We start from the raw sequence: 24,413 nt of genomic DNA, 5'->3' as shown, positions 1-24,413 counted from the left end.
GTGGTGGATGGGTGCTAAAGACGCATAGCTGTATGTTTGAGAACGATTATCAATTAACGTTTGACTATCTCTTTTTCACAATAACTGATATAATGGTAGGCGAGTGGAAACGTTTCCTAATGGTTTTCCTAGAAGGTACTAGTTTTTAGTTTTCGAGGAGGGATTTTGGATGGGTTCGAAGGTGAAAGTTACGGTGAAGATTAACGATAAGGCGCATGAGGTCGACGAAGGGACTCGGATTTTAGATTTTTTGAATGATGAGGGCGTGGCGCATCCGCATATTTGTTATAGCAAGCAGATGGGTGCGATTCAGTCTTGTGACACTTGTATGTGTGAGGTCGACGGGGAATTGATGCGTGCTTGTAGTACGGAATTTAAAGATAGTATGGATATTAAATTAGATTCGCCTAAGGCTAAAGAGGCGCAATTAGAGGCGATGGATCGGATTTTGGAAAATCATATGCTGTATTGTACGGTTTGTGATAATAATAATGGGAATTGCCGGGTACATAATACGACAGAAATGCTCGGTGTGCAGACGCAGGAACGGCCTTTCCGTGAGAAGGGGTATTTGAATGACTTCTCGCATCCGTTTTATCGGTATGATCCGGATCAGTGTATTCTTTGTGGGCGCTGTGTGGAGGCTTGCCAAAGCGTGCAGGTGAACGAGACGTTGTCGATTGATTGGGATCGGCCGCAGCCTCGTGTTATTTGGGATGATGATCGTCCAGCGAACCTTTCGTCGTGTGTGTCATGCGGGCTTTGTTCGACGGTTTGTCCGTGTAACGCGATGATGGAGAAATCGATGCTTGGTCAAGCTGGATTTATGACGGGAATTGGTGAGGAAGTTCTGGAACCAATGATCGATATGGTTAAAAAAGTGGAACCGCCGTATCAAACGGTTTTTGCGTTGTCTGAGATGGAGAAATCGATGCGGGATACGCGTATGAAGAAAACGAAGACAGTTTGTACGTTCTGTGGTGTTGGTTGCTCGTTTGAAGTTTGGACGAAGGGGCGTCAAATTTTGAAAGTGGAGCCGACTGGTGAAGGCCCTGTGAACAAGTTTGCAACATGTGTGAAAGGTAAATTTGGTTGGGACTTTGTGAACAGTAGTCAACGTTTGACAACACCGTTGATTCGCCAAGGAGATGAATTTGTTGAGGCGTCATGGCAAGAAGCGATTGCTTTGATTGCGGAACGTCTTGGTAGTTTGCGTGATGAGTTCGGCAGTGATTCGCTCGGCTTTATTTCATCTTCGAAAACAACGAATGAAGAGAATTATTTGATGCAAAAATTATCGCGTCAGGTTTTTGAAACGAATAATGTGGATAATTGTTCGCGTTATTGTCAGGCGCCAGCTTCGGATGGCTTAACGAATACGGTTGGTATTGGGGCGGATTCTGGAACGGCAGAAGACATTGAGACGGCTGGTCTTGTTATTTTAGTCGGTTGTTCGCCTGCGGATGGGCATCCTGTTTTAGCGAGCCGAATGAAACGCGCGCAGAAATTGAACGGACAGAAATTAATGGTTTCTGATTTGCGGAAACATGAGATGGCAGAACGCGCCGATTTGTTTATTCGACCAAAACAAGGCACGGATTTTGTATGGTTGACGGCGGTTGCGAAATATATTATCGACCAAGGATGGCATGATGCGCCATTCATGGAGGCACGGATTTCGAATGTAGAGGAATACATGTCGTTCTTGGAGCCATTCACGCTAGAATTCGCGGAAAAAGAAACTGGCTTATCGATTGAAACGCTGAAAAATGTGGCGCAAATGGTTCATGAAGCAGACGGCACAGCGGTTTGTTGGGGTATGGGTGTGACGCAAAATATTGCGGGGTCGCATACGTCGGCGGCTATTTCGAATTTGCTGCTTGTGACTGGGAATTTTGGTCGTCATGGTGCGGGTGCGTATCCGCTTCGTGGGCACAATAATGTGCAAGGGGCTTGTGATATGGCTCATTGCCGAACGTTTTACCCGGTGTGCAGTCGATTCTAAATCCGGAAGTTCGCGCTCGTTTTGCGGAAGCTTATGGCGTGGAAATTTCGGAAGTACCAGGTCTTAAAAATAACGAAATGCTGGATGCAATTGAGGCAGGTACGCTTAAAGCGATGTATTTAATTGGGGAAGAAATGGCTTGGGTAGATTCGAATACGAACCATGTTCAAGATACGCTTGCAAAACTTGATTTCTTCGTGGTTCAGGATGTCTTTTTATCGAAGACGGCGCAGTTTGCTGATGTTGTTTTACCGGCATCGCCTTCGCTTGAGAAAGAAGGAACATTTACGAATACGGAGCGTCGGATTCAACGCCTATATGAAGTGTTGGAACCGCTTGGTGATTCGAAACCGGACTGGTGGATTATTCAAGAAGTGGCTAATGCGTGTGGTGGTGATTGGAACTTTAGTCATCCAAGCGAAATTATGGATGAGATTGCAAGTTTGGCGCCTTTCTTTGCTGGTGTGAGCTATGACCGAATGCAAGGCTTTGATAGCTTGGTTTGGCCAGTTTCGGCGGATGGTGTAGATATGCCGTTACTTTATGAGGAACGCTTTAACTTCCCTGATGGCAAGGCGAAATTCTCGGTATTGCCGTACATTGCGCCGATTGAGTTCCCGAAAGAATTTGATTTGACGTTGAATAATGGTCGTTTGTTGGAGCAGTTCCATGAAGGGAATTTGACGCATAAAACGAAGGGCTTGGATTATAAATTACCGGAAGTTTTTGTTGAGGTATCGAAGGAACTTGCGCAAAAACGTGGCGTGGAAGATGGATCGCTTGTTCGCTTGAGTTCGCCTTATGGGCATATCAAGGTTCATGCGGTGGTAACGGATCGGGTTCGCGAAAACGAGGTTTACTTGCCGATGCACTCGGTCAGCCATGAAACTGCAGTGAACTTGTTGACGTCTAGTGCGGGCGATGTGAGAACGAAGACGCCAGCTTATAAACAAACGAAAGTATCCCTAGAAGTATTGCAAAAATGTGGCGATAATCCGTTGCCAAAACATAATCCACGTAATGCGAAACGTTTCCCGCAAAATGGTGTGGAAATTGAGCGTAAATGGGCGCGTGCGGATTATAAACCGATTTCAAAACATAATTGTGCATGTGGTGGTAGCTGCGGCTGTAAGAAAGGGAGTGAAGCGTGATGGCAGAACCGATTTCTAAAATCCGCCGAGTGGAAAAGACGGAAGATGAAGTAAAACAAGAGAAAATGGCGGCGATTAAAGATCAGATTGTGACGGAAGACGCGGCTTTCTTAGAGGCTTTGGAGCTTGTGAAGGCACTGCACGATTCTGGTGCGCTGGACATGATAACTAGCGCTTTGAAAGCGAAAGAAGACATTGCGACGACCTTCTTAAACGAGGCGCGTAAGGAACCTGCAACGAATGCAATTAATAATTTGATGATTAGCGGAAAATTATTAACGGATACAAAACCGGAACAGACGGAGAAATTGCTGGAAGGCCTTGCAAATGCGCAAGCGAAAGCGAACGAAAGCTTGAAGGACGATACAACACTTGGACTTTTTGGCTTGGCGAAGGCGATGAAAGATCCTGATGTAAATCGGGCGCTACGCTATGGTTTGGCATTTTTGAAGGGTGTCGGTCAGGAACTGAAATAATTAGGACTCCAGATGGTGCTTACAAACGCTATCTGGGGTTTTTAATAGGCGGTGATGGGAATGGAAACGACGGCAGGGCTTGGGATTCGGCGTTTTAAAGAGGGGCATATGTTTGATGATGTGGCGACGGTGGCTGTGGAATACCCGATGACGATTTATGTGAACGATGATGAGTTGGTGACGATTGTTTGTACGCCGGAATATACGGAGGATTTAGTTGTTGGATTTTTGACTTCAGAGGGGATAGTGCGAGGGATAGCGGACATTGATCGGATTGAGATGATTGAGGCGACGGGGCACGTTAAGGTGACAGCGAATTTTGTGAATAAATTCAATGCGAAATACCGTGCGAAGCGCTATATCACGTCTTGCTGCGGGAAATCGCGGGAGAACTTTTATTTTCAGTCGGACGCGTCATTGGTGGAGTCACGGAATGAGACGGATTTGCAGTTGCGGCCAGCGGAGATTTTTGATTTGATGCAACGATTTGAAGCGGATTCGGATATTTTTCGGCAAACTGGTGGTGTGCATAACGCCGCGCTTTGCAGTCGTGATGAGGTCATTTGCGTGCGAATGGACATTGGACGGCACAACGCGCTGGACAAGATTTACGGACACTGTTTGAAAAATGATATTTCGATGAGCGATAAGGCGATTATTTTTAGTGGTCGAATTTCTTCAGAGATTCTCGTAAAGACGGCGAAAATTGGTTGTGGCATCATTTTATCACGCTCGGCACCGACGGAACTCGCGATTGAAATGGCACGAGAACTGAACATTACGGCAGTTGGTTTTATTCGCGGGGATGGCTTCAGTGTTTACAGTGGGCACGAACGCATTATAGAAAATTAGCCTAAAACGCTGAATTTCATTTTTGGGAGTTTGGCGTTTTTTTCGTTCTAATAAAGAAGTTAGGAGGCGTTTTTGATGAACCCATTGGACAAATATTTCCCATTCCGAATCCCCGCAGACCACTTCCACCTAGTTTCCAAAGAACCTCACATCCTGAAAAAACTCCAAAAACAAACTTTTCATGAAAGCAATTTAGCCATTTTATTCACGTCAAAAATCTGGAAGTTAGCGGACTTCGAAATGGAATTCCCAGAGCTTGATTGCGAGGAAGTCCAGCTCAAAAAGAAGTACATACTTGTTAAAAATGTGCCGTCAAACTATCCTAAAATGCTACACTTGATGGAGATTTATCAAAATTCTGGTTTGGAAATGTACATTTTCTTAACGAATCATATGAACTTGCGTTGGGAAGAAGAAGTTGTGACGACGACTTTATTAATGCGGAAGAAAGTGAAGCGACAGTTGTGGGTTGACATCGAGGAAGAGGAATTGCTGTTGTTTTTCGATGAGATGGGGAGTAAGACGCATGCAGTTGGTTTTGGAGAGCATTGGGTAGGAAGACTTAGCAGTTTCACATAGAAAAAACCTAGATTCGCGAGTGAATCTAGGTTTTTAACTTCTTATGAACGTTTTCTCAAGTAAAGAAGTGCTGTTGCGGAAAGTAATAATCCGATAACAGTTAGGCCTTTCGAATTGGAATCGCCAGTCTTTGGCAAGTCTTTGTCAACTTTTGTAGCGACGACTTCGTTCGATGGGCTGTTGTTAGGTGTCGTTGTTGTTGTTGTTTGTGAATTTGTGGCAGACTTAACGATAGACTCTGCTTTTACTTTTGGAATTTGTTTGGAACCGTAAGTGTAGTGTGTTACGTCACTGACACCGCCGTTATCATCTACTGCGATTAGGTATGCTGTTTCGCCCGGCTGTAATGGACGAGAAAGGACAGCATGGTATGCACCAGAATAGTCAACGCGTGTATCAGCTAGTAATTCCTCACTATCTTCTGTAATAACGAAAAGTGTTGTGTCTGGCTCAGTACCGCCGTAGATATCTGTGTCTGTACTCTGGTCGAAGTTAACAGTTGGCGAAGAGTAGAGCATCATTCCCGCTACAGAAATAACTTGATATTGGAAATCAATTGTAGAGATATTGCCGTTCGCATCTTCAGCGACAATAACTGTGCTGTTAGCGCCGGGCGTTGTTGTGTCTAACAATGTTTGACCATTTTGGAAATAAACTTTCACGAATCCTGAATTATCTGTTGCTGTTACAAGTTCATCGGCAGTCCATTCGTCATTTGGCCACACATAGAAGATGTCCTGTTGTGGTTGAATGAACGGCTTCGTTGTATCTACAACTGTGTAATTCACTGTAATTGTCTGTGTTGCAGAACCTTTAGACGCTAAAATTTGTACAGAATGTGTACCGAGTGTGTTTGTTACGGGTTGTGTGTCAAAGCTTAGTTTCACATTGTGTACATTACTACTTACGAATTGGCTTGGGTCAAGCGCAGAATCGTTTAGTTCTACAGTCACATTTGTTTTCGCCGTAGCAAGTACGGTTACTTCCGGTTTTGGATCAGGTTTCACTGGATCAACTGGTGTTACTGGATCTGGATCAACGGGTTGCTCAGGTGTTACCGGTGTTTCTGAATCAGGATTGGTAGGCTCAGGATCTGGAGTCACGGGTGTTTCCGGATTTGGATCAACTGGTGTTGCAGGGTCTTGACCTTCTTCAGGGTCTGTAGGTGTTACAGGGTCTGGATTTGGTGTGATGCTTGGGTCGGCTAAAATAGTATAGCTAACCGCAAATTCTTCGGTAGTGCCATCATTGTATTCAGCTACAATGGTTGTTTCGAATGTTCCAACTGTCTCAGTCGAGGCTACAACACCGTCTTTAAAAGTTAGTTGTGGTTTATATTTTTGGTTGTAGATTTGAACAAAGTCAGTAGGTGTGACGTGTCGATCTTGCGTAATTTGAACATTCTGTTTGGCTTCAATACCATGGTTTCCCAAAACAAGTTGTTGTTGCGTATCCTGTTGGGATGTCATTTCTTCGGCAAATACGGGACTCACTGTTGAGAACGTCAGTCCACATACAAGCATGATGCTAATCGTTTTTTCTTTCATGTACATGAGTGTCTCCCCTTTTTAATATGCTTAGTTCCCATTATACCGTGTTGTATTTTTTTTTTACTAGGGTCAAAATATCTATAGATGGCAAAAATAAAATCTAATTCTTAGGGAAATCTCATTTTTTTCTTGGGCGTCTGTTAAAAAGATTGTGTAATATAGTATTTGTAAACAAGGAACACCTTATTTTTCCCCCCTTTTTTATAAGGTGCAATCCTTAACTCCTTTTTTCCAGTCTAGTTCCCCTGCTAGACTGGTTTTTTTGATTTTAAACAAATACAAGACCACCCACGTACACCCTCACTGTGTATAGGTTGGTCTTTTTTTGTGTGCCTAGTTCTCGTAAGATAAGTGTATAGCAAAAAATAAAGCGCTTACTAAAATAGATGAGGAGTTGGGAAGATGGCGAAAATTAATGAGGTTACTAGAGAGTCTTGGATTTTGAATACGTTTCCGGAGTGGGGAACTTGGTTGAATGAGGAGATTGAGGAGACTGTTGTGGAACAGGGGACTTTTTCGATGTGGTGGCTTGGGTGTACGGGGATTTGGTTGAAGACGCATGAGAACACGAATTTGTTGGTGGATTTGTGGTGTGGGACTGGGAAACAGACGCGCAAGAATCAGTGGATGAAGGATGGGCACCAAATGCAGCGGATGAGCGGGTGCAAGAAGTTACAGCCGAATTTGCGGACGATGCCATTTGTGATTGATCCGTTTGCGATTAAGGATTTGGATGCTCTTGTTGTGACGCATTTTCATTCGGATCATATTGATATTAATACGGCGGCTGCGGTGATGCAAAATTGTGCGGAGGATGTGCCGTTTATTGGGCCGCAAGCGTGTGTGGATATTTGGACTGGTTGGGGTGTGCCGAAAGAGCGCTGTATTGTGGTGCATCCTGGCGATGTTGTGAAGGTGAAGGATGTGGAAATCGTTGTGTTGGAGGCGTTTGATCGGACGGCGTTGGTGACGGTTCCGGAAGATGTGACGCTTGCTGGCAAAATGCCGATGGATATGGATGAGGTGGCGGTGAACTATCTTTTCAATACGTCGGGTGGTTCGCTGTATCATGCTGGGGATTCGCATTATTCGAATCAGTTTGCTAAACATGGAAATGACCACAAAATTGATGTGGCGCTTGGTGCGTATGGCGAGAATCCGCGCGGGATTACGGACAAGGTGACGTCTGTTGACATGTTGCGGATGGCGGAGTCGCTAAATGCGGAAGTCGTGATTCCGGTGCATTACGATATTTGGGCGAATTTTCAGGCGGACCCGAAAGAAATTACGATGTTGTGGGAAGCGAAGAAGCACCGCTTGGATTATCAGTTTAAGCCATTTATTTGGCAAGTTGGTGGGAAATTTACGTTCCCGCTGGATAAGGATAAGTTGGAATACCATTATCCGCGTGGTTTTGACGATGTTTTTGCGGTGGATGCGGATATGCCGTTCCCTTCGTTCTTGTAAATGTTCAGCTTGATGAAACTTAAAAGGAGTGGGTGAGCTTGGATTTTTTGTTGAATGGGTTTGAGTGGTTTGCGAATAATATTTTGCAGAAGCCGGAATTTTTCGTGGGGATTATTGTTTTTATTGGGTATGTGTTGCTGCGAAAACCGATTTATGAGTGTTTTGCGGGATTTGTGAAGGCGACGGTTGGTTATATGATCTTGAACGTTGGGGCGGCTGGGCTTGTTACGACGTTTCGGCCAATCTTAGCGGGGCTTTCGGATCGGTTTGGGTTGGACGCGGCGGTTATTGATCCTTATTTCGGGCTTAATGCGGTGAATGCGGCGTTGGAATCGATTGGTTTGACGACTTCGTGGACGATGATTTCGTTGCTAATCGGGTTTGTTCTTAATATTGTCGTTGTGTTGTTGCGCAAGTTTACGAAGTTGCGGACGTTGTTTATTACGGGACATATTATGGTGCAGCAGGCGACGACGGTGACGTGGATAGTATTCTTCATTTTCCCTGAGTATCGGAATATGACGGGGGCGATTATGGTTGGTGTGCTCGTTGGGCTATACTGGGCGGTTGCTTCTAATTTGACGGTTGGTCCGACGCAGCGTTTGACTGGGAATGCGGGTTTTGCGGTAGGTCATCAGCAGATGTTTGCGATTTGGATTACGGATAAGGTCGCTGGAAAACTTGGTGATCCTAAGAAGAACCTTGAAAATATAAAATTGCCAAAATGGTTGTCGATTTTTCATGATAATATCGTGGCGACGGGGACGTTGATGTTGCTGTTCTTCGGGATTATTATGTCGGTGCTTGGTGAGGATTATTTACGTGAGATTAATCCGTTGTTTACGCCGACGACTTCTTTTCCAATGTATATTTTGTCGCAGTCGCTTTATTTTGCGGTTTACTTAGCGATTTTGATGCAAGGGGTGCGGATGTTTGTGGCGGAATTAACGACTTCTTTCCAAGGGATTTCGAATCGGATTTTGCCTGGGTCACTTCCTGCGGTGGATTGTGCGGCGACGTATAATTTTGCGCCTCCGAACGCTATTTTGTTTGGCTTTATTTTTGGAGCGGTTGGGCAGTTTATCACGATTATTGGGTTGATGGTGTTTCATTCGCCAGTCTTGATTATTACGGGATTTGTGCCGGTGTTCTTTGATAATGCGACGATTGCGATTTATGCGAATAAGCGTGGTGGAACGCGGGCTGCAATGATTTGCTCGTTTGTTTCGGGAATTTTGCAGGTGGCGATTAGTGCTTTTGCGGTTGTGTTTTTCGGGCTGTACAAGTTCGGCGGTTGGCATGGGAACATTGATTTCGAGTTGTTCTGGCCGTGGGCTGGTGTGGCGATGGATTACTTAGGTCGCTTCGGGTTCTTGATTGTTGTGGTGTTCTTGCTGGCGATTCCGTGGTTGCAATATTTGCGTGCGAAAGACAGAAATGCGTACGATCAAGGGTTAGAATAAAAATAAGAAAAGAGGATGATGAAAATGTTGAAGGTTTTAGCGGCTTGTGGGAATGGAATGGGTTCTAGTATGGTGATTAAAATGAAGATTGAAAAGGCGTTGCGGGAAATCGGTGTGGCGGACTTTAAGGTCGATTATTGTAGTGTTGGCGAGGCTAAATCGCAGGCGGGAGGCTATGATATTGTGGTGGCTTCGAAGCATTTGATTCATGAGTTGGATGGGCGGACGCAGGGCTCGCTTGTTGGGCTGGATAACTTGATGGATGATGCGGAAATTAAGGAGAAATTGAGCGGTTTGGTGAGTGAGGAGGTGTGACGATGTTGTCTTTGAAGCAGGCTTTGGTGGATAATGACTCGATTTTGTTGCAGGCAGACGCGGATTCTTGGCAGGAAGCAGTGCGTGTGGCGGTGTCGCCGCTTGTGAAAAGTGGTGCGGTGGACGCGGACTATGCGCAGGCGATTATTGATTCGACGGAACATTATGGGCCGTATTATGTGTTGATGCCGGGGATGGCGATGCCGCATGCGAGACCGGAAGATGGTGTGAATCGGGATGCGTTTAGTTTGGTGACGTTGAAGGAGCCGGTGACTTTTTCGGATGGGAAAGCGGTGTCGGTATTGGTGACGCTTGCAGCGACGTCGGCGGAGATTCATACGGGTGTTGCGATTCCGCAGATTGTGGCGGTGTTTGAGATGCCGGACGTGATTGCGCGATTGGGTGCGATGCGGGATGTTGCGGAGGTTTTGGCGATGATTGATGATGCGGATGTGACGCAGTACGTGACGGAGAAGGGATGAGTGAATGGAATGGCTTTACCAAAATTACAAATTGCGCTGGATAATGGCGTGTTAAGTGAGGCGCTGGCTTCGATTTCGCAGGTCGGCGATGAGGTGGACGTGATTGAGGCAGGGACGATTCTGTGCCTCGCGGAAGGGATGGAAGCGGTGCGTTGTTTGCGGGCGCTGTACCCTGAAAAAACGATTTTGGCGGATACGAAATGTGCGGACGCTGGCGGGACGGTGGCCAAAAATTGCGCGGATGCAGGCGCGAATTGGATGACAGTGATTTGCTGTGCGACGATTCCGACGATGCAGGCGGCTTTGAAGGAAGTGCAGGATTTGCAGGTGGAGCTTTATGGTGATTGGACGTTTGAGCTAGCCGCGGAATGGAAGCAGGCGGGCTTGACGCAAGTGGTGTATCATCAAAGTCGTGATGCGCTTTTGGCTGGTGAGACTTGGGGCGAGAAGGACTTGGCGAAGATTCGTCGGTTGGTCGAGATGGGATTCAAGGTTTCGGTGACGGGTGGCCTCGAGGTGGAAACATTGCCACTTTTTGCGGGGATCGATGTGTTTACGTTTATTGCGGGACGTGGGATTCGTGATGCGGCTGATCCTAGACAGGCGGCTCGAAAGTTCAAAGCGGAAATTGCGCGGATTTGGGGGTGAGATGCGAATGGTGAACCCTCTTGGAATTTATGAAAAAGCATTACCAGCGGATTTGACATGGTTAGCGCGATTGGAAATGGCACGGGAGCTTGGTTTTGATTTTGTGGAGATGTCGATTGATGAGACGGACATGCGGCTGGCAAGGCTTGATTGGTCGCAGGAGGAACGGCTGGCGATTGTGGACGCGGTTTTTGCGACGGGTGTGCGGATTCCGACGATTTGTTTGAGCGGTCATCGCCGTTTTCCACTCGGTTCGCATGATGCGGCGGTGCGCGATGCTGGGCTTGTTTTGATGAAAAAAGCGATTGATTTGGCGAGTGATATCGGCGTTCGCGTGATTCAACTGGCGGGCTATGATGTGTATTATGAGACTAAAAGTGTGGCAACGCGAGCCCTTTTTATCGAGAATTTGCGCAAAGCGTGTGATTGGGCGTCGGCAAAACAAGTGACGCTGGCTATCGAAATTATGGATGATCCGTTTATGAGCTCGATTTCGAAATATATGGAGATTAAGACGCAAGTGTATTCGCCGTGGTTGCTCGTCTATCCGGACATCGGAAATTTGTCGGCTTGGCCTGAAAATGACGCGGGACAAGAGCTAGCACTCGGCATGACGCAAATTGCGGCGGTGCATGTGAAAGATACGCTTGCAGTGACGGCGGATTCGCCTGGAAAATTTAAAAATGTCCCATTCGGCACTGGCTGCGTTGATTTTGTCGGCTGTTTCCGAACACTGAAAAATCAGAACTACGCGGGATCTTTCTTGATTGAAATGTGGAGTGAGACGAGTGACAATCCGCGGGAAGAAATCAAAGATGCAGTAGCCTTTTTGACGGCAAAATGGAAGGAGGCAGGCTATGATTACATTGGACAGCAAGCGTTTGACAGTTTTGAAGCAAGAGGTGTTTGAGGCGAACTTAGCGTTACCAAAAGCAGGTCTCGTGAAATTAACGTGGGGAAATGTGAGCGTGATTGATCGGGAACTCGGCGTGATTGTGATAAAACCAAGTGGTGTCGCGTATGACGTGATGCGGGCAGAAGACATGGTCGTGACGGATTTGGACGGCAAAACGCTGATGGAAGATGTTTTGGCGCCTTCGTCGGACTTGGCGACACATGTGATTTTGTATCGGGAATTTCCTGAAATCGGAGCGGTTGTGCATACGCATTCGAAGTGGGCGGTGGCTTGGGCACAGGCCAAACGCGATATTCCGGCTTATGGGACAACGCATGCCGATGCTTTCTACGGTCAAGTTCCTTGTACGCGCGAATTGACAGCGACGGAGATTACGCAAGATTATGAAGCGGAGACGGGGAACGTGATTGTAGAAACTTTCAAAAATCGCGGACTTGATCCAACTGCGGTTCCAGGTGTGATTGTGAGCAGTCACGGTCCCTTCACATGGGGCAAAACGGCGGCAAAAGCGGTGGAACATAGCTTGATTTTAGATGAAGTAGCGGATATGGCGTTCCAATCGGAGCAATTGGAGCATGATTTGACGGCGATTCCGAGTTATCTTTTAGACAAACATTACTACCGGAAACATGGCGCGGACGCATACTATGGCCAGGAGTAGTTTGTGATATGATGGTGTTAGAAACCTTACTTGCAAAGGCAGGCGAAGAAAATGCTACATTTAGATACGAATTACTGCTTATTCCTTAAAATTTTAAGCGAACGCCTAGAGATTTCGAGTATTACGGCGATGGCCAACGCAGCAGGGCTTTCCCGCCGAATGATCTATTACTACACCGAAAAATTAGATACGATGTTGCGACATGTCAAATTACCGCCTGTTTACCGCAAAACAGGTGGTGGTTTGGTTATTAATGCAGAACAAGCCGACCAAATCAAAGACTGGCTGGCAGAAAGTGAAACGCACCAATATACGTTAAAAACGAGCGAACGTAGACAAGTTTTGGAATTATTAATCTTACTGGAATTAAGAAAATGGTTTTTGCGAGATTTTATGGAGATTTTCGATGTTTCGCGAAATACGATTGTAAAGGACATTGCGTCGCTAAAGGAGAGCCGAGAAGTGTTGTCGAACAAGGCGCGTGGCTATTTTTTAGATATGTCGGAGCGGGAGCGGCGGACGCAGATTTACCAAGTGATTCACAGAATGGGTGAGGGTGGCCAAGAGCAGACTTTTGCTTTTTTAGCGCGGGTTGCGGCTTTAGATTGTGCGCAATTGGCGGACTTAGAGGCGGCTTTGCGGCAGACGGAACAGATTTTGAACAAGGAGATTTCGGGAAACGATGTGAAGCGGCTGGCGCAGGCAATATTGCTTTTTGCGCGGCGGAGTGATGCCGGAAAACATCCAGAATGGCAAATTTCCGAACGAATTGTAATTATGGAACGGCTAGAATACCGAGCGGCAGACACGATGCTAAGTGTTGTCTCCCAAGTGTTCCAGCAGCCCGTTCCCCAAGAAGAGGCACTCTATTACGGCATGCTTCTTCTTTGCGTAGAAAAAAACGTAGACGGCCATTTCAAAAGTTCCCCATTTGAAGAACTCGTCCAGTTGACCGAAACAATGGTCACCATCTTCGAACAAATTTCAGGAATCTACTTCAAATTACGCTATCGCCTGGTAGAAAACATTCAAACCCACATCAAAGTCATTCATTACCGCCATGTTTTCCAAATCAAAATCCACCCACCGGTCCTACATGAAGTCTCCAAACAATATCAAAAAGTATACCGTCTTACTGAAAAAATGGTCCAAACCTTATCGCCGAACTGGCTTTTCCAGAAATATTTTGCCTATGGTTTAACAAAACAAGAAATTGCGGGCATTGCGTTGTTTTTTGAAGAGGCGATTGTGAAAGAACAGTCCAAAAAGGCGCCGGCGAAATGGATTATTGTGTCGGATTATTCAGATGTGCTAAATTCGCTTTTAGCGACGCAAATTAAGCAATTGTTGCCCGAGATGGTATTGGAAGGCATTTTTCCAACGGGAATGGCGCCATTTTTGAATCAAAAAATTAATTTTTGTGTGACGACGGATATGCAGTATATTCATACGACGGGGCAGACGATTTATGTTGGGGCTGTGCTGTCTGAGGAGGATAAGCGGCGGCTTTTTAATATTAAGAAGAGTCCGGATAAGGTGATGGGAAGGCGTGACAAGTTACGCAAACTGCTTTATAATTCGAGTAGTAATGGCGCCCCGGATGAGCGATTGCTTGACCAAGTGGAGTTGTTGTATACCGATGAGGATCGCGCAGTGGTGCATTCAGATTTAGTGACGCTAGCTGATTTTCGGAAAGAGGAATTGTTTTTCGAAGAGGGGCAGGTGGAGTCGCTTAGGGATGTGTTGTCGCTGCTTGCCAAACCGCTACTTGATCGTAAGTGGATCAGGACGGAATATATGGAGCAAATCGCGCATGACGTAATGGAAGACAAGCGTTTGATGATTTTGTTTCAAGGCGTGATTTTGTTACATACGGACTATCGAAACGGTTCTTTCCAGCCAGGCATTAGCATGTTGCACGTGAAGGAGCCATTTTGCATACACGGTGAATCGGTAAACTTATTTATTTTGCTAGCGACCGAGGAAAAAATGACGCATGTCCCGCTTTTATTCGAGCTCGATGTGCTACTAAATTCTTCGTTTTTGGCAAACTTGGAAAATGGCGTGAAGCTTTTTGAGGCGTTTCAAATGAGTGTTGGAAGGTGATTTTTGTGAAAATGGAGACAGTTGTAACGGATATGGACGGCACGCTGCTTGCAAAAGGTGGAGCAGAGATTCAGCCGCTGAATAAAGAAGTATTATTGGATTGGCAGAAGGCAGGCAAGAAGCTAGTATTAGCGACGGGGAGGCTTGATTTAGCGATAATGCCGTTCGTGCATGAGCTAGATATCAAGATGCCAGTTATTTCGTGTAACGGCGCGCTAGTACGTGATTTTGTTAATAACGAAATCCTGATGAAAAGCGATATTTCCTATGATTTATTGGCGCAAGTCATCGAAACGGTTCGCGAATATGGTGTCGATTATCACGTCTACACGACAGAGCGTATTCTAGGCCCAACCCCAACTGGGAAAATTGCCGGATTTCTCAAAGCGAACAAAACACTTCCAGAAAACGAACAAGTTCCACTAACAATTACAGATGACGTCGTTGGCGAAATTGTTCAAGCAGGCGAGTTCCCACTAAAAGTTCTCGTACTATCAGATGAAGCAGAAACACGCCAAGCAGTACGCGATGCCTTGGAAAAACTCCCATTATCGGTCATGTCTTCCGGTGAAACTTTAGTAGATATCATGAACGTAGGAATTGATAAAGCGCATGGATTAGCGTTTTTAGACGAAGCAGGATGGCTAGATTTAGAAACAACAATTGCATTTGGCGATAATGAAAATGACATTGGCATGATTGAACTTGCCAAAATGGGCGTTGCGATGGAAAACAGCATTCCCGAAACATTGGCGATTGCTGATTATATCGCAGGACATCATGATACTGGTGGCCTTGGTCAGTTTTTGCTTGATTTTGAGGAGTAACGTGTTATGCTGAAATTGGAAGAAAAATTATCTAGGGAGCTGATTCGAAATGGAAGAGGAAGAACGCTTTGATCTAGGACATACAATAAAGAAAATCTTTGTGATTGGTGTAGCAGCAAGCCTGATTTTCTTAGGTTTCATCGCATTAATGACACTAATCGGCGTAGTCATCGCCATCCCGCTACTTAAAAAAGCATATCGTTTAGTATCACGAGACAACGAAGGTCATTGCAAAAGCGAGAAACACAAAGTAAAATGCCCAATTTGTCGTGCCAAAACTAAGTTTTACGGAGAAGAAATCGAATAATAAACAAAAATGTGACTGGCAATTTGCGCTTTGTTTTGCGCGGGTTTGCCAATCACATTTTTTCCTTTATTGTAAATACATTTTTTGTAGTTTTTGAATATCTTTCGAGGAAAGTCCGAGTCCTTTTTTGAGGAATGCGTCTGTGCTACCGTATTTGGCTTTGATTTCGTCAAACGCCGCGTTCAGATAAGCCGGGCGAACTTCAAGAATCGCTTTCATGCCATCCAGCACCTTTTTATTATCGGTTTGTTTGGCAAGGGCATCCAGCGTCTGTTTGTTCTCAGCCGCGCGATATTTGTTGGAAAGCAAGAAATCCTTCATAATCGTGTCCTGCTTCACGCCAAGTGCAGACAGAACGAGCGCTGTACCAAAACCAGTCCGATCTTTACCAGCCGTGCAGTGCCAGAGAACCGCACCATTTTTGTTATCCAACAGCTCTTGGAAAAATAATTTGTAACCAGCGATAGATTGTGGATCTGTCACGAAACTTTTATTCGCAGCAATCAAGAAATCTTCCGGATTATCCATTGTCGCCAAGCTCTTCATTAAGTCAGCCATGCTAGTGGACGCGCCATTGTCTTTCATAATCGAATCATGAATATAGTCTACATGCTTAATCGTTGGGTCAGGCTTTGCTTTTACTTCCGAATCCGTCCGGAAATCCACAATCGTCGCCAACTTGTATGTAGCAGTCAGCTTTTTAATATCATCTTTCGAAAGATTGGTAAGTTCGGCCGCACGAATCAGCTTATGAGGCTTAATCGTTTTCCCATTTGCCGCCTTATAGCCACCTAAATCACGAATATTCACCGCGCCATCCAGCTTAATCTGAGCACCAGGCTTCACTTGATTTTGCGTTTGCTTCGCCGCGAACGAATCGATATCCCCAGGATTGCACCCCGCAAGCAACAACGAACTACTAACAACAATAACACCAGTAACAGTTACAAATTTATTCATCTTTTCCCCTCCTCATGAGCTTTATTATAGCCATCAAAAAGCCGATTTGTTTGGAGGTTTAGTAAAGAGAACGTTAAGAAACTGCTTAAAATTGTAAAGTAAGGCGTTAAAAACACAAAAACAGGAGTGAAAAAAATGAAAAACCTTGAAAAAATCGTATCCTGCATGTTGCGCGACGCAGCATCAGATGACATTCAGCTAGTACAAACCGAACACCGTATGAAATTGGCCGAATTTTGGCAGATAAAAGAAGGCGAGCACGTCCTCGAAGTCGGCTGCGGACAAGGAGACACCACCGCCGTTTTAGCACATTACGTTGGCACATCAGGCTCCGTTCACGCCATTGACATCGCATCCCCAGACTACGGCGCCCCGTTCACACTAGCCCAATCCACCACACATTTGAAACAGTCCGAATTAGGAAGCCGCATCGAATTTCAACTAGAAACCGACATTTTACGCGGCGACATAACTTTTGAAGCAAACACATTCGACGTCGCAGTGATCTCGTACGCATCCTGGTATTTCAGCACCAAATCCGAGTTTTTAGAAATGCTCACAACCTTGAAAAAATGGGCAAAGCGAATCTGCTTCGCGGAATGGAATCCACAAATCAGCGACTCCCGCCAACAATCCCACTTACTCGCAGTCCTTGTACAAGCCCAATACGAAGCGTTCAAATCCGAAACCAAGTCCAACGTCCGAACATTCATCACCCCAGCAGACATCCAAGAAATGGCGCAAGAACAAGATTGGAGAATAACGAGTGAAGGCGATATTTGGACCAAAGAAATGCAAGACGCGCGCTGGGAAGCTTCATTCGTGACACAGAATATCGCAGAAGAAATCGCGAAACAAGAAGCATTGCCCACTAAGTTTAAAGAGCTGCTACTAACACAAACCAAGTTAATACAACTAGATGACCTATTACCGATGAGTTCGTATTGTTGCGTGATTAGCTAACAGCATAGAAAAGCCAGAGACGCGATAATTTGCGGATCTGGCTTTTTTCGTTAGAGGCATGTTGGAGTTTTATGAATGGCTACTTAACCTCAATCTCATATTTCTTTAAAAACAACATGAAATGCCTGTGCAACGTATCGAATCCTAAGTAATCCAGAACAACCATGTTTTTTCTAATCGTCTCATAGTGCTCTGAATCCTCACCGAGTCTAATGCAGGCGATGGCATGATTTAATTCGGAGCAGACTTTCTCATGAATAAGCCTGTAAGTTGTTGCGGTGTCGACAGCAGTTTTGGCAAAATCTTTGGCCGCCCTGAAATCCCCGTGCTCCAAACAAAGTGTCGACAAATTTAAATAGAGGTGTTGTTCCGTGTGCTGGTATTCCATGAAACACCGAAAAGCATGCAACCGTTTGAATGCTTTTCTTGAGAAGAAAACAGCTTCTTCGACTTCCAAGGCAAAAAGAATACTTGAGAATAATTTTAATTCATAAAGATACCAGTTATCCATATCTAGCAAATATTTTTTGATTGGCGCGACATACTGAACCATCGCCTCATTTATAGTATTGTCAGGACCGTATTCAATCATAGCTTTACAAATTAACGTATAGTGATAATAAATGATATTAGTAGTCTCTTCGTAATGGCTATATGCTTCTTTAGATAAATGTTTTAACTGTTCATAATCATGAAGATTTATTGAATCACTAATTTCAACACGAAACTGTTGCTTATCGTGAGGTTGCAAATCATTTTGAACAAATAAAAATTCCTCAAAAGTTACATTTAGTCTATCTAAAAGCATAAAAACGCGATCATAGGATGGAAAGTAGTTATTATTTTCAACTTGAGACAAATGATTTCTAGCTAGTATACCTTCAGATAGCTGTGTCTGCGTCAAGTTTTTATCTGTACGTATTTTTTTAATTGTTTCTCCGAAATTCATAATTTTCCCCCAGGTTATGTATTTGATAGATATAGATAACACAATAACAATTTTTATCTGTAAACGATTAATATGAGTGTATAGGCATCATTTTTATTTAGGAAATATATTATTCGGCTATTATACTAAATATTAAGAATAATATCAAATCTATATTAATCCGTTTGCAGGAATCGATAGATATGATTCTAAACAAAAATAAAATAGTGAGGTGAATTGTGTAGTCAGAGAAATAGCTTCTAATAGCTTCTTTAGTTATAAAGCAATGTATATAGTATTGAAAAATATATTTGTGATGTTTATGGTTAGCTGCATTTGTAGTTCCTATAAAAAATAAAAGGGTGGTATAAGTATGAAAAATAAATTAAGAAAAGTAGTTATGGGATTTTTTGTGTTGGCGTTTATTTCTGTGTTTAGTTTGCCTCTTTTGGTAGAAGCGGCATCAACAAGTTATTCTTTCAAAATGGATAATAGAGTAGTAGATGGTTCTGTTACAGGTAAATATCATAAGCTTTCTAGCGGAAACGCATATTTAACAGGTTCACAATATGTTTATAGTACTGATTCTGGTTATGCAAAAAATCCGTTGTCCATAGGGTATGAGTTGCGCAATAAAACGACTCGAAATAGTTTCGGTTCTTTCTTTAAAGCAGTGCCAAGTAGAAGTTCAGCTTATCCAACAAAGATTAGTAAAACTAAATTTTCGAAATCGGTTGGTGGAGGAACTAACTACTACTTAATCATTTGGAAGGGTAGCAATGATGGGAATAATGTGAAAGGCTCAGGAACGGTGAGCAACTAATAGGCAGAAGGTGAATCATGATTATTTATTTCGATTACTGGGAAGTAATAACCTCTATCATTATTATCTATCTATTATGCGTTATTGCATTCAGATTCTTTTTTCATAAAAATTGGGTGTTCATGATATACTTTACTATTTTTTATATCTATCTTGCGGGCGTAGTTAATTTAACGCAATTCCCAATCTATGCAACTGAAGCAATGGTGAGTCAAGGGAACTCCGTTTGGGAGGGGATTTCACTTGTTCCGTTTGCTACAGTAGATGTTAAGACGTATATTTTGAACATATGTATGACAATTCCCTTTGGTTTTGGTCTCCCATTCTTAATGAAAGCATCGGGAAAAAAGACGATAGTTATGAGTGTATTGTTCATATTATTAATTGAATCGAGTCAATTTATTATTGGTGCAATGGTCGGATATATGTACAGAATTTTTGATGTGGATGATATTATATTCAATTTTATAGGATGCATGATAGGATATGTATTATTTATATTGTTTAGGAAAGTTCTTAGATACTTCTACAAGGGAGAACCAAATCAAACACCTGTACTATTTAGGCATGTTATTTAGGTAAGTTGTATTTGTGAGGGTTAGAAAATAGAAACAACAAAAGGTTCTCGTGTTTTGTATACTAGAAATGATAATGAAAAAGGGATAAAACAAGAAGCCGATGACGTATCTACGAACGTGTGTCGGCTTCTTTCATGTTTCCATAAGGTGCTGATAAAATAACACATAGGCAAGTAATTGTGTTTAAACATTTATCTCAATCTCGAATTTCTTCAAAAAGTTTGAAAAATGCTCATGTAAATCATCAAACTTTAGGTATTGAATAATAAGCATATTTTGCTCAATAACTTCATATGCAGTCTTATCCTCGGTTAGTTTGATGCAAGCAATGGCGTGATTTAATTCAGAACAGACCTTCTCATAAACCAAAGTATATTTTTTTGCTTTTTCGATGGCTATATCTGAAAATCTTTTAGCAGAATGGAAGTCATTATACTCTAAACAAAGTGTGGATAGATTGGTATAAATATTTTGTTCAATATGTCTACACTCCGCAAAATATTGAAAACTATCTAATCGTTTCAGCAACGTGCGTGAAAATAATAGGGCTTCCTCAATAGTTAATGCATAAATGATATTGTTAAATAATTCCATTTCATAAAGATACCAGTTATCCCTACTAAATAAATATTCTTTTATAGGAGTAACAAATTCAATCATTTCGTTGTTAATGGTAAGATCGGTATTATAAGCAATTAATGCTCTGCAGATTAGCATAGAGTGATAATATATAATATTATCTGTCTTTTCATATAACATACTTGCTTCAAGGGATAGAGCATTGAGTGTTTCTATGTCAGCCAAGCTTGCAGCTTCACCTATTTGTGAACGCAACTTTCTTCTAAATAAAATTTTTTGATCGTTTTAAACCAATAGGAATTCTTCGAAAGTAACATTCAGTCTATCTAAGAGTGAAAAAAATTTATCATAGGCTGGGACATAATTATTATTCTCAACTTGTGATAAATGATTTCTAGCTAGTATACCTTCAGATAGTTGCGTTTGGGTCAAGTTTTTATCTGTACGTATTTTTTTAATTGTTTCTCCAAAATTCATAGTGTCTCTCCAGTGTATGTATTTGATAGAGATAGATAACACAATAACAAATATTATCCGTAAACGTTTAATATTAGATAGTAGAGTTGGGAAGCATACATAGTGATTAATTTAAAGTAGCTATTCTGATTAGTATACTATTAAGTGAAAATAAATTCAATTAATAGTATAAAAATTTAGAATTTATTTTAAATTCAAGGTATACCCTAGCTAGAGATAATGATTGGAGGGATAAGTGTGAGCAGATTGCTACTATTTTACGCATATTGCAGGCGCATTTTAGGAGATTGGTTTATATAACTTAGGTTTCCTACTAATAATTCGAGTTATAGTTTACGCTAAATAGGCCGCTTGCTGATATTTTAATACAACAAACGACCTACTTTAGTTTGATTATTGTTATGCTTTTAAAAGTTTAACGTCAATATTAAATTTTTTTAAGACAATCATGTAATGCTCATACAGGTTATCAAACTCAAGGTAGCCGATGATAAGCATTTTCTTTTTGATGATTTCGTAGGCATCTTGACCGAGCTTGATTAAGGCAATTGCGTGATTCATCTCTGAACAAACTTTCTCATAAACTAATGTATATTTGTTTGCTATATCAATTGCTTTTTCAGCGAACATCTTGGCATTGCCAAAGTCTTCGAATTCTAAACAAAGCCTCGATAAATTATGATAGATATGTTGTTCAGTGTGCTGATATTCTGTGAAGTATCGGAAATTATCCAGCCTCTTTAATGCTCTGCGTGAAAAAAGAAGAGCTTCATCCACGGTTAGGGCGAAAATGATGTTACTGAATAATCTTAGTTCATACAAATACCAGTTATCCATCCCAAGTAAATATTCTTTGATTGGTGTTACAAATTTGACCATATCGTCACTAACAGTATGATCAATGTTATAGGTGACTAAAGCTTTGCTTATTAACATATAGTGATAGTAGGTAATGTTTTTGGTTTGTTCATGCAGATCTTTTGCTGATATGGCCAAGTCTTCTAATTTTTTTATGTCATTTAAGTTTGCTGCTTCTGCGATTTGTGAGCGAATTCGTTGTTTGAAATGTACTTTTTTATCATTTTGTATAAAGAGAAATTCTTCAAACGTAACATTTAATCTATCCAAAAGTGAGAAAAATTTATCGTAGGATGGAAAATAGTTATTATTCTCGACTTGCGATAAATGGTTTCTAGCTAATATACCTTCTGATAGCTGTGTTTGTGTCAGGTTTTTATCGGTGCGAATTTGTTTTATTGTTTCTCCAAATTTCATCTTGAAACCTCCAGTATAAGTTTTTGATAGAGATAGATAACACACTGACTATTTTGTAAATAAAACGATTAGTATAAAATTATAGACTAGATATCAATCATTATTTAGCATTATGGTTATTACTAACTAATTATACTAAATATTGAGAAAAATATCAAATTTATATATGAAGTCTAAATCTAACGTACTATGGGGTGAGGTTGTAGAAGCGGAGTGAATAAAATTTGTGTGGGAGTGTAATGTATGCCAATTTCAGTAACTTTACAGCTAAATATTCAAACAAACCTCTCGAATAAGGATATGTCATGAAGTATTTAGTAGCTGGTATGATCTCGTTGGTTCTTGCGGGTGCAATTTCGGGATGCACATCGCCTAGTGAAACGAAATCAGATTAGAAAGAAAAACAATGTACACCTCTATGAATAGGTTAATAGCAAAAAGGGATACAGAAAGAAGCCAGCAACGTATCTTAGTAATACGTGTATTGGCTTCTTTCGTGCGTCGTATAAAATGTTTACAAATCTACTTCAATCTTGAATTTCTTTAAAAAGTTTAAAAAATGTTCGTGCAAATTATCAAACTCTAAATACTTGATGATAAGCATATTTTTCTTGATTACTTCATATGGATGCCCGTCTTCGCCAAGATTAATACAAGCAATAGCATAGTTTAACTCGGAGCAGACCTTCTGGTAAACTAATGTATGTTGTTTCGCTTTTTCAATAGCAATTTCTGCAAAGTTTTTGGCAGCTTTGAAATCTCTGTACTCCAAGCAAAATGTAGATAAATTCGTATAAATATTTTGCTCGATGTGTTGAAACTCTAGGAAGTATTGAAAATTACCTAATCTTTTCAATGAGGTACGCGAGAATAATAGGGCTTCATCTATGGTTAAAGCATAGATAATATTGTTGAACAATTTTAATTCATATAGATACCAGTTATCCATCCCAAATAAATATTCTTTGATAGGTGTCACATAGGTTATCATGTCATCGTTCACTTTATGGTTGATGCTGTACGAAATCAAAGCTTTACAAATTAGCATATAGTGATAGTACATAATATTGTCTGTCTCTGCATGTAAATCTTGGGCTGTAGTGGCAAGATTCTCAAGCTGTTTTGTATCATTTAAATTTGCTGCTTCGCTAATTTTCGAACGTATTTGCTGACTGAAAAGCATCTGTTGATCATTTTGAACAAATAAGAATTCTTCGAAAACAATATTTAATCTGTTTAGAAGTAAGAAAAACTTGTCGTAGGACGGGTAATAATTATTCGTTTCAATTTGTGAGAGATGTGAACGAGTGAGAATTCCTTCTGATAGTTCTTTCTGCGTGAAATTTTTATCTTTTCTAATCTTCTTAATGGTTTCTCCAAAATTCAAGATAGCGCCTCCAAACTTGTAGTTGATTGATGGAAATAAGGAACAAAAACAACAAAAACTATACAAATTAGCTATAATATGATGGTAACACTAACGGATAAACAGAGGAGGGAAACACATATGGCAGAACCACTTATTTGGATAATCATGGGGACTGAAATGTGACTATTTCACAAATTATAATCATTTAAATGTTAATAATTTATGAAGAGATATTAGATGCACACAATAGTGAGTAATAAAATAAGACTTAAATCCATTATATAACATAAACACTTACTTCGGCTAGCACTTAGTATACTAAAATGATATATTTAAGTCTTATTTGTTAAATAAAGATAGAATTACTAGATAATGAGATGAATGAATAGGGTTACGTGAAAAAAGAGAGCTCAACAAGTTTCCTATGTATCGTAGTGAACTTAGTTCGAGTTCTTTTGTTATAATTGATTCAAAATAGAGGAGAACGGATACATATGAAGAGAAGCTTAATGGGAGCGCTAGGGGATTTAATCGTAACGGCTGTTGTTCTATCTGGTCAGTTTCTGCGTTGGTTGGTACTATTCATTTGGTGCCAGATGAGATGCCCGCATCATGGTGGCAAATCTCTTGGAAATAAAAAAGGATAAATGTCGAAA

Annotated in this window: 24 protein-coding genes and 1 pseudogene; 18 read left to right on the top strand and 7 right to left on the bottom strand. The window is 41.9% G+C overall.

The features are described 5' to 3' along the window. Positions 1 to 169: 169 nt before the first annotated feature. From fdhF to PRIP_RS04475, 4 genes and pseudogenes are all read left to right on the top strand, one after another. Positions 170 to 3,156: pseudogene (fdhF, locus tag PRIP_RS04490) on the top strand (formate dehydrogenase subunit alpha). Beyond that, positions 3,156 to 3,632, top strand: a complete 477-nt coding sequence (locus PRIP_RS04485) for a helical membrane plugin domain-containing protein (RefSeq protein ID WP_036099774.1) — start codon at positions 3,156 to 3,158, stop codon at positions 3,630 to 3,632. Before fdhF ends, PRIP_RS04485 begins: the two are co-directional and overlap by 1 nt. 60 nt (positions 3,633 to 3,692) lie before the next feature. Further along, positions 3,693 to 4,484 (top strand): formate dehydrogenase accessory sulfurtransferase FdhD, encoded by a 792-nt coding sequence (gene fdhD / locus PRIP_RS04480; RefSeq protein ID WP_036099772.1) that lies wholly within the window; start codon positions 3,693 to 3,695, stop codon positions 4,482 to 4,484. 75 nt (positions 4,485 to 4,559) lie between these two features. Continuing rightward, positions 4,560 to 5,063: a hypothetical protein gene (locus tag PRIP_RS04475; RefSeq protein ID WP_036099771.1), complete on the top strand. Its 504-nt coding sequence runs from the start codon at positions 4,560 to 4,562 to the stop codon at positions 5,061 to 5,063. Positions 5,064 to 5,104: 41 nt separating this feature from the next. Here PRIP_RS04475 and PRIP_RS17905 read toward each other — a convergent pair whose 3' ends face one another. Next, positions 5,105 to 6,616, bottom strand: coding sequence for an LPXTG cell wall anchor domain-containing protein (locus PRIP_RS17905; RefSeq protein ID WP_052008710.1), 1,512 nt, complete (start codon positions 6,614 to 6,616; stop codon positions 5,105 to 5,107). Between the two features lie 399 nt (positions 6,617 to 7,015). Between PRIP_RS17905 and ulaG the strand changes: the two genes are divergently transcribed. From ulaG to PRIP_RS04420, 10 genes are read left to right on the top strand one after another with little or no spacing between them, the layout of a single operon-like run. Further along, positions 7,016 to 8,080, top strand: coding sequence for an L-ascorbate 6-phosphate lactonase (gene ulaG, locus PRIP_RS04465; RefSeq protein ID WP_036087984.1), 1,065 nt, complete (start codon positions 7,016 to 7,018; stop codon positions 8,078 to 8,080). Positions 8,081 to 8,118: 38 nt separating this feature from the next. After that, positions 8,119 to 9,543: a PTS ascorbate transporter subunit IIC gene (locus tag PRIP_RS04460; protein ID WP_036099769.1), complete on the top strand. Its 1,425-nt coding sequence runs from the start codon at positions 8,119 to 8,121 to the stop codon at positions 9,541 to 9,543. 24 nt (positions 9,544 to 9,567) lie between these two features. Next, the gene (locus tag PRIP_RS04455) at positions 9,568 to 9,858 is read left to right on the top strand and encodes a PTS sugar transporter subunit IIB (protein WP_036087982.1); all 291 of its coding nucleotides are present in this window, start codon (positions 9,568 to 9,570) and stop codon (positions 9,856 to 9,858) included. 2 nt (positions 9,859 to 9,860) lie between these two features. Further along, complete coding sequence (locus PRIP_RS04450; RefSeq protein ID WP_277620077.1) at positions 9,861 to 10,340, top strand: PTS sugar transporter subunit IIA; 480 nt, start codon at positions 9,861 to 9,863, stop codon at positions 10,338 to 10,340. 9 nt (positions 10,341 to 10,349) lie between these two features. Next, positions 10,350 to 10,988, top strand: coding sequence for a 3-keto-L-gulonate-6-phosphate decarboxylase UlaD (locus tag PRIP_RS04445; RefSeq protein WP_036099815.1), 639 nt, complete (start codon positions 10,350 to 10,352; stop codon positions 10,986 to 10,988). Position 10,989: 1 nt separating this feature from the next. Then, entirely contained in the window at positions 10,990 to 11,898 is a 909-nt protein-coding gene (locus PRIP_RS04440) for an L-ribulose-5-phosphate 3-epimerase (RefSeq protein ID WP_277620076.1), read from the top strand. After that, on the top strand, positions 11,846 to 12,565 hold the full coding sequence (locus tag PRIP_RS04435) for an L-ribulose-5-phosphate 4-epimerase (protein WP_036099765.1): 720 nt from the start codon (positions 11,846 to 11,848) through the stop codon (positions 12,563 to 12,565). The genes PRIP_RS04440 and PRIP_RS04435 overlap by 53 nt, the downstream gene beginning before the upstream one ends. A 51-nt stretch (positions 12,566 to 12,616) precedes the next feature. Continuing rightward, positions 12,617 to 14,671 carry a BglG family transcription antiterminator gene (locus PRIP_RS04430; protein WP_149023753.1) on the top strand — a complete coding sequence of 685 codons (2,055 nt, stop codon included), beginning with the start codon at positions 12,617 to 12,619 and terminating at the stop codon, positions 14,669 to 14,671. Next, positions 14,668 to 15,498, top strand: coding sequence for a Cof-type HAD-IIB family hydrolase (locus tag PRIP_RS04425; RefSeq protein WP_149023752.1), 831 nt, complete (start codon positions 14,668 to 14,670; stop codon positions 15,496 to 15,498). The genes PRIP_RS04430 and PRIP_RS04425 overlap by 4 nt, the downstream gene beginning before the upstream one ends. A gap of 49 nt (positions 15,499 to 15,547) precedes the next feature. Next, positions 15,548 to 15,805 (top strand): hypothetical protein, encoded by a 258-nt coding sequence (locus PRIP_RS04420; protein ID WP_036099763.1) that lies wholly within the window; start codon positions 15,548 to 15,550, stop codon positions 15,803 to 15,805. A gap of 66 nt (positions 15,806 to 15,871) precedes the next feature. Here the strand turns inward: PRIP_RS04420 and PRIP_RS04415 are convergent, their stop codons facing one another. Next, complete coding sequence (locus tag PRIP_RS04415; protein ID WP_036099762.1) at positions 15,872 to 16,765, bottom strand: tyrosine-protein phosphatase; 894 nt, start codon at positions 16,763 to 16,765, stop codon at positions 15,872 to 15,874. A 135-nt stretch (positions 16,766 to 16,900) separates the two neighbouring features. On the opposite strand from PRIP_RS04415, the gene PRIP_RS04410 reads away from it, so the two are divergent. Then, positions 16,901 to 17,728 carry a class I SAM-dependent methyltransferase gene (locus PRIP_RS04410; protein ID WP_036099761.1) on the top strand — a complete coding sequence of 276 codons (828 nt, stop codon included), beginning with the start codon at positions 16,901 to 16,903 and terminating at the stop codon, positions 17,726 to 17,728. A 79-nt stretch (positions 17,729 to 17,807) separates the two neighbouring features. Here PRIP_RS04410 and PRIP_RS04405 read toward each other — a convergent pair whose 3' ends face one another. Continuing rightward, positions 17,808 to 18,677, bottom strand: coding sequence for a helix-turn-helix domain-containing protein (locus PRIP_RS04405; protein WP_036099760.1), 870 nt, complete (start codon positions 18,675 to 18,677; stop codon positions 17,808 to 17,810). Between the two features lie 352 nt (positions 18,678 to 19,029). Here PRIP_RS04405 and PRIP_RS04400 point away from each other — a divergent pair, with 352 nt between their 5' ends. Together PRIP_RS04400 and PRIP_RS18180 are read left to right on the top strand one after the other, a co-directional pair. After that, positions 19,030 to 19,479, top strand: a complete 450-nt coding sequence (locus PRIP_RS04400; RefSeq protein WP_036099759.1) for a lipase chaperone — start codon at positions 19,030 to 19,032, stop codon at positions 19,477 to 19,479. 17 nt (positions 19,480 to 19,496) lie between these two features. After that, positions 19,497 to 20,057: a VanZ family protein gene (locus tag PRIP_RS18180; protein WP_036099758.1), complete on the top strand. Its 561-nt coding sequence runs from the start codon at positions 19,497 to 19,499 to the stop codon at positions 20,055 to 20,057. A gap of 183 nt (positions 20,058 to 20,240) precedes the next feature. Here the strand turns inward: PRIP_RS18180 and PRIP_RS04390 are convergent, their stop codons facing one another. The 4 genes from PRIP_RS04390 to PRIP_RS04375 form a co-directional block, all read right to left on the bottom strand. Continuing rightward, positions 20,241 to 20,891: an Rgg family transcriptional regulator gene (locus tag PRIP_RS04390; RefSeq protein ID WP_277620075.1), complete on the bottom strand. Its 651-nt coding sequence runs from the start codon at positions 20,889 to 20,891 to the stop codon at positions 20,241 to 20,243. Between the two features lie 30 nt (positions 20,892 to 20,921). Then, entirely contained in the window at positions 20,922 to 21,113 is a 192-nt protein-coding gene (locus PRIP_RS04385) for a helix-turn-helix domain-containing protein (protein ID WP_036099754.1), read from the bottom strand. Between the two features lie 399 nt (positions 21,114 to 21,512). After that, positions 21,513 to 22,388 carry a helix-turn-helix domain-containing protein gene (locus tag PRIP_RS04380; RefSeq protein ID WP_036099753.1) on the bottom strand — a complete coding sequence of 292 codons (876 nt, stop codon included), beginning with the start codon at positions 22,386 to 22,388 and terminating at the stop codon, positions 21,513 to 21,515. 514 nt (positions 22,389 to 22,902) lie between these two features. Then, positions 22,903 to 23,775: a helix-turn-helix domain-containing protein gene (locus PRIP_RS04375; protein WP_036099750.1), complete on the bottom strand. Its 873-nt coding sequence runs from the start codon at positions 23,773 to 23,775 to the stop codon at positions 22,903 to 22,905. A gap of 476 nt (positions 23,776 to 24,251) precedes the next feature. Between PRIP_RS04375 and PRIP_RS17110 the strand changes: the two genes are divergently transcribed. Next, entirely contained in the window at positions 24,252 to 24,404 is a 153-nt protein-coding gene (locus PRIP_RS17110; RefSeq protein WP_159101515.1) for a hypothetical protein, read from the top strand. The last annotated feature ends 9 nt before the right edge of the window (positions 24,405 to 24,413 follow it).

Source organism: Paenilisteria riparia FSL S10-1204 (genome assembly GCF_000525995.1).
GTDB lineage: Bacteria > Bacillota > Bacilli > Lactobacillales > Listeriaceae > Listeria_A > Listeria_A riparia.
This window is presented reverse-complemented; position numbering and strand designations above follow the sequence as displayed.